Below are 5,003 nucleotides of genomic sequence, written 5' to 3' on the forward strand. Positions count from 1 at the left end.
GTATGCGAAGGCGCTGATGGACCGCGTCGAGGYGATCGCGAAGACCGCCGATGCAAACGGCTGGTTCGAAGCCGACGAGGTGCTGCTGTCGGCCGGCGGCTCGGCCATCTTCGACCTGGTGGCCGGCCGGCTCACGCCCTCGCTCGCGCGGCCGGTGCGCGGCCTGCTGCGCTCGGGCTGCTACGTGACGCACGACCACGGCTTCTACAAACGCATGGTGAACAGCGTCGAGGCGCGCCTGGGCTGCGGTTGCGGCGAGACGCTGCGCCCGGCGATGGAGGTCTGGGCGATGGTGCAGTCGCGGCCGGAGCCGGGCCTCGCGATCCTCGCGGTCGGCAAGCGCGACATCTCGTTCGACCTGGCGCTGCCGGTGCCGATCGCGCGTGCGGCGCGCGGTGCGCTGCAGGCCGCGCCGGTGCCGGCCGGCTGGGCCATCACCGGCCTGAACGACCAGCACGCGTACCTGCGCTGGGCCGCGGATGACGAGGCCGCCGCCCCCGCGGTCGGCGAGCGCATCGGCCTGGGCATCTCGCATCCCTGCACCACCTTCGACAAATGGCACTGGATGCCGGTCGTCGAGAACGACTACCGCGTCAGCGACGCGGTGGCAATGCACTTCTGATCCCCCGACCATGACCAAGAGCCTGCTGGAGAACGTGGCCGCGGCGCGCGAAGGCGCCCCCACCGCACGCCGCGCGATCCTCGACCTGATCCTCGACGACCCCGACCGCGTGCTCGAGGAGAGCTTCGAATCGCTGGCCGAGCGCGCCGGCAGCTCGGTGCCCACCGTGATGCGCACCTGCCGCGACCTCGGCTTCGCCGGCCTGCGCGAGTTCAAGCTCGCGCTGGCCCATGCGCTGGCGCTCGGCGGCTCGCCGCTGCACCGCCGCGTCAACATCGAGGACAGCGCCGACCAGGTGGTCGCGAAGATCTCGCGCAGCGCCGCCGCGTCGGTGGCCGGCGTGCGCGCGCAGCTCGACATGGCCGCGCTCGGCGCCGCCGTCGACGCGATCGCGGTCGCCCGCCACGTCGACCTGTACGGCGCCGGTTCCACCTCGTGGTTCATGGCGCAGGATCTGCAGGCGCGGCTGTTCCGCCTGGGCCTGTCGGCCACCGCGTGGGCCGACTACCACCTGCAGCAGGTGGCAGCCGCCGCGCAGGACGAGCGCGGCGTCGTGATCGCGATCTCGCACGTCGGCGGCATGCCCTCGCTGCTCGACTCGGTCGACATCGCCCGTGCGCAGGGCGCGAAGGCGGTCTGCATCACCCGCCCCGGCACGCCGCTGGCCGAGCGTGCCGACATGCTGATCGCGCTGAGCGTGCCCGACGATGCGGTGATGCACGTCGGCATCGACGCCTACCTGACCCACCTGACCGTGATCGAGATCCTGACCGTGCTGGTCGCGCAGCGGCGCGGCGACCCGGCCGTGCAACGGCTGACCTACGTGCGCGAGGCGCTGCAGCGCCACGGCATCGACGTGCGCACGCACCCGCTGCAGAGCTGGGACGGCGGCGGCGTGGGGGCCAAGCCATGAGCGTGTCGGCCACTCTCTTCCAGAACGGCTTGGTGATCGACGGCTCCGGCACGCCCGGCTGGACCGGCGACGTGCTGATCGCCGGCGACCGCATCCTGCGCACCGGCGCCGGCCTGCGCGACCGCCTGCCCGAGGGTCTCGCACCCGACGAGGTCGAGACCGTCGACTGCAGCGGCCTCGCGATCGCGCCGGGCTTCATCGACGCCCACACGCACGACGATGCGATCGTGCTGCGCGACCCCGACGGCCTGCCGAAGCTGTCGCAGGGCATCACCACCGTCGTCACCGGCAACTGCGGCATCTCGCTCGCGCCCTACGTCACCGAGGCCGCGAAGCCGCCGCTGAACCTGCTGGGCGCCGGCTCGTTCCGCTACCCGACGATGGCCGCCTACCGCGACGCGGTGCAGGCCGCGCAGCCGTCGCTGAACGTCGCCGCGCTGGTCGGCCACACGACGCTGCGCTTCGCGGCGGTGCCCGATCTCTCGAAGCCGGCCTCGGCCGACGAGCGCGCGCGCATGGCCGCGCTGCTCGAAGCCGCGATGGCCGACGGCGCGCACGGGCTGTCGTCCGGGCTGTTCTACGAAGAGGCCTTCCCGGCGCCGGCCGATGAGGTGACGGAGCTGGCGCGCATCGTCGCGCGCCATGGCGGCATCTACGCCACCCACCTGCGCAGCGAGATGGCGCAGATCATCGAGGCACTGCACGAGGCCGGCGACACCGCGTTCGCGGCCGGCGTGCCGCTCGTGATCTCGCACCACAAGTGCGCCGGCCCCGCCAACTGGGGCCGCACGCGCGAGACGCTGCCGCTGATCGATGCGCTCGGCACGCGCCAGCCGGTCGCGATGGACGTCTACCCCTACGTGGCAGGCTCCACCGTGCTGCGCGAGGACCTGGTCGACGGTGTGATCGACGTGATGCTGACCTGGAGCGACGCGCACCCGGAGCACACCGGCCGGCTGTTGTCGGCGATCGCCGACGACTGGGGCGTCGACCAGAAGACCGCGTGCCGCCGGCTGCAGCCGGGCGGCGCCTGCTACTTCCAGATGAACGAGGACGACGTCGAGCGCGTGATCGCGCACCCGCGCACGATGATCGGCTCCGACGGCCTGCCGCACGACCGCCACCCGCACCCGCGGCTGTGGGGCGCCTTCCCGCGCGTGCTGGCGCGCTACTGGCGCGAGCGGCAGCTGTTCACGCTGGAGCAGGCGGTGCACAAGATGACGGGCCTGACCGCGCGCAACTTCCGCATCGCCGGGCGCGGCCTGCTGCGCCCGGGGATGATGGCCGACGTGGTGGTGTTCGACCCGGCGCGCATCGCCGACACCGCCACCTACGATGTGCCGATCAGCGCGAGCATCGGGATCTCCTCGGTGCACGTGAACGGCGTGCGCGCCTATGCTGCCGGACCGGTGCCGCAGGTGCTGCAGCGCGCCGGACGGATGTTGACGAGGGGACCATCGGATGTCGTCTGAACAGATGCTCGAGAAATCGCTCGATGTGCTGGCCATCGGCGAGGCGATGGCCGAGTTCAACCAGCAGCCCGACGGCCGCTACCTCGCCGGCTTCGGCGGCGACACCTCGAACTGCGCGATCGCGGCCGCCCGCATGGGTGCGCGCACCGGCTACCTGACGCAGCTCGGCGACGACCTGTTCGGCGAACAGCTGCTCGCGCTGTGGCGGCACGAAGGCATCGCGACGCAGGGCGTGCAGCGCCTCGCCGGCGCCGAGACCGGGCTCTACTTCGTGACGCATGGCGAGGGCGGCCACCGCTTCTCGTACCGCCGCGCCGGCAGCGCGGCAAGCCGCATGCGCCCCGTCGACCTGCCGCCCGGCGTCGTGCAGGGCGCGCACTGGCTGCACTGCTCGGGCATCTCGCAGGCGATCAGCGCATCGGCCTGCGACGCGGTGTTCGAGGCCATCGCCCGCGCGCGCGGTGCCGGCACGCACATCAGCTACGACCTGAACTTCCGCCCTGCGCTGTGGCCCGCGGCCCGCGCGCTCGCGATCGCGCGCGAGACGCTGGCGCACTGCGACCTGTTCTTCCCGAGCATCGACGAGATCGGCGCGCTGACCGGGCTGCTGCGGCACGACGACATCCTGCGCTGGTCGCATGACCAGGGCGCGAAGCGGGTCGCGCTGAAGCTCGGCGCCTCGGGCTGCCTGGTGTCGGACGCGCACGGCGCGCGCCTGATCGCGCCGCACCCGGTGACGCCGGTCGACGCGACCGGTGCCGGCGACTGCTTCGCCGGCGCGCTGCTGGCGCGGCTGTCGGCCGGCGACACGCTGGACCGCGCGGCCCGGCTGGCCAACATCGCCGCAGCGCTCAGCACCTGCGGGCATGGCGCGGTGGCGCCGCTGCCGACGCTGGCCGAGGTGTTCACGGCCGAGGGCTGAACAGCACCGTTGTTCAGGCACCCAGGCGGTTCAGCGCCGGTGGCGTGGCGAAACGCCGGTGCCAGCGGTGCGGCCGGACGCTGCGTGTCGTCGCACGCACTGCGTGATCCGGCTCGGGTCGGCCCGGTGCTGCGGGTTGATGAGGAACGTGCCTGAACTGATGCTGTAGCCGCCGCATTCCGAACTCCCTGGGTGAGTCGGTCGGCGGCCCTGCGCCGACCCGCCCGCTGAGTAACGGCCGAGGGTGTGCGGTTCCAGTCCTGATGTTCCGGGGCCCGATGTGCCCGCGCTGCCTGCGCTACTGGACGTCGCCGGCGCGGCGCATTTCTTCGCACTGCGCATGCCGCGCGAATTGCGGCTTGGCACATTGCGCCTGCATGCAGTACAGCAGCGCGAAGTTGACGCGCGAGCCGCAGGCGGCACGCGGGTTCGTCGCGCCCGCCACGACGGCATCGACCGGCGGCTTCGCGGTGCCGGACACCGCACGCGCGCCGCCTGATGGCAACGATGTCACGGGTGCTGCGGGTGGGACGGGGATGGCGGGTGCGACCTCGGCCGGTGCGACGGCGGCCGGCTCGGCGGGTGCCGGCGTGGCGTCGGCCGCAGCGGGCGTGTCGGCATCGGCCGGCTTGTCCGCCTCGACCGGGACCAGGCGCGCCGGCGGCGCCAGCGGCTGCAAGGCCACGGCAGGCACCGGGGCCGGCTTCGGTACACGCGGCCGCAGCGTCAGCCAGAGCGCCGCGCCGGCCAGCGCGGCAGCGCACAGCAGCACGAGCCAGGTGCCGGTGCGGCGCGGCGGCGGCGCGACCGGCAGCGGCGGCGGATCGAAGCGCGACTGGAAGCGTGAATCGCCGAAGCCGGGGTCGCTGCGACCGTTGCTGCGCGTGGCCGGCCGCCCCGGTGCCGCGAGGGCGCGTTCAGCCGAGGGCGACAGCGTCGGCGCGGCAGCACGCACCGGGGCCGCCTGGCCCGGAACCGCAGTCGGTGCCTGGGCCGGAGCCGCGGCGGGCGGCGCCCAGCCCAGGCAGCGGCGGAACTCGGCGACGCTGCGCAGGCGCTGCCGCGGATCGACCG

Annotated in this window: 5 protein-coding genes; 4 read left to right on the plus strand and 1 reads right to left on the minus strand. The window is 73.5% G+C overall.

The window, feature by feature from the left end:
- The 4 genes from AC1D12_RS24425 to AC1D12_RS24440 all read left to right on the plus strand — a co-directional run.
- A partial coding sequence (locus tag AC1D12_RS24425) for a type III PLP-dependent enzyme domain-containing protein (protein ID WP_477843415.1) occupies positions 1-622 on the plus strand: 622 nt, incomplete at its 5' end.
- A gap of 10 nt (positions 623-632) precedes the next feature.
- A complete protein-coding gene (locus tag AC1D12_RS24430) occupies positions 633-1,535 on the plus strand; it encodes a MurR/RpiR family transcriptional regulator (protein WP_047503265.1) in 903 nt (300 codons plus the stop codon).
- The gene (locus AC1D12_RS24435) at positions 1,532-3,007 is read left to right on the plus strand and encodes an N-acyl-D-amino-acid deacylase family protein (protein WP_477826125.1); all 1,476 of its coding nucleotides are present in this window, start codon (positions 1,532-1,534) and stop codon (positions 3,005-3,007) included. The genes AC1D12_RS24430 and AC1D12_RS24435 overlap by 4 nt, the downstream gene beginning before the upstream one ends.
- Entirely contained in the window at positions 2,997-3,929 is a 933-nt protein-coding gene (locus tag AC1D12_RS24440) for a sugar kinase (RefSeq protein WP_465113896.1), read from the plus strand. The genes AC1D12_RS24435 and AC1D12_RS24440 overlap by 11 nt, the downstream gene beginning before the upstream one ends.
- A 298-nt stretch (positions 3,930-4,227) precedes the next feature.
- On the opposite strand, the gene AC1D12_RS24445 is transcribed toward AC1D12_RS24440, so the two are convergent.
- The coding region (locus tag AC1D12_RS24445; RefSeq protein ID WP_477843417.1) for a hypothetical protein at positions 4,228-5,003 on the minus strand (776 nt) is incomplete at its 5' end.

It is taken from the genome of Rhizobacter sp. P1_G5 (assembly GCF_056405435.1).

Coding starts and splice junctions, on each gene's coding strand:
- AC1D12_RS24430 (WP_047503265.1), top strand. CDS start 633: ATGACCAAGAGCCTGCTGGAGAACGTGGCCGCGGCGCGCGAAGGCGCC.
- AC1D12_RS24440 (WP_465113896.1), top strand. CDS start 2,997: ATGTCGTCTGAACAGATGCTCGAGAAATCGCTCGATGTGCTGGCCATC.
- AC1D12_RS24435 (WP_477826125.1), top strand. CDS start 1,532: ATGAGCGTGTCGGCCACTCTCTTCCAGAACGGCTTGGTGATCGACGGC.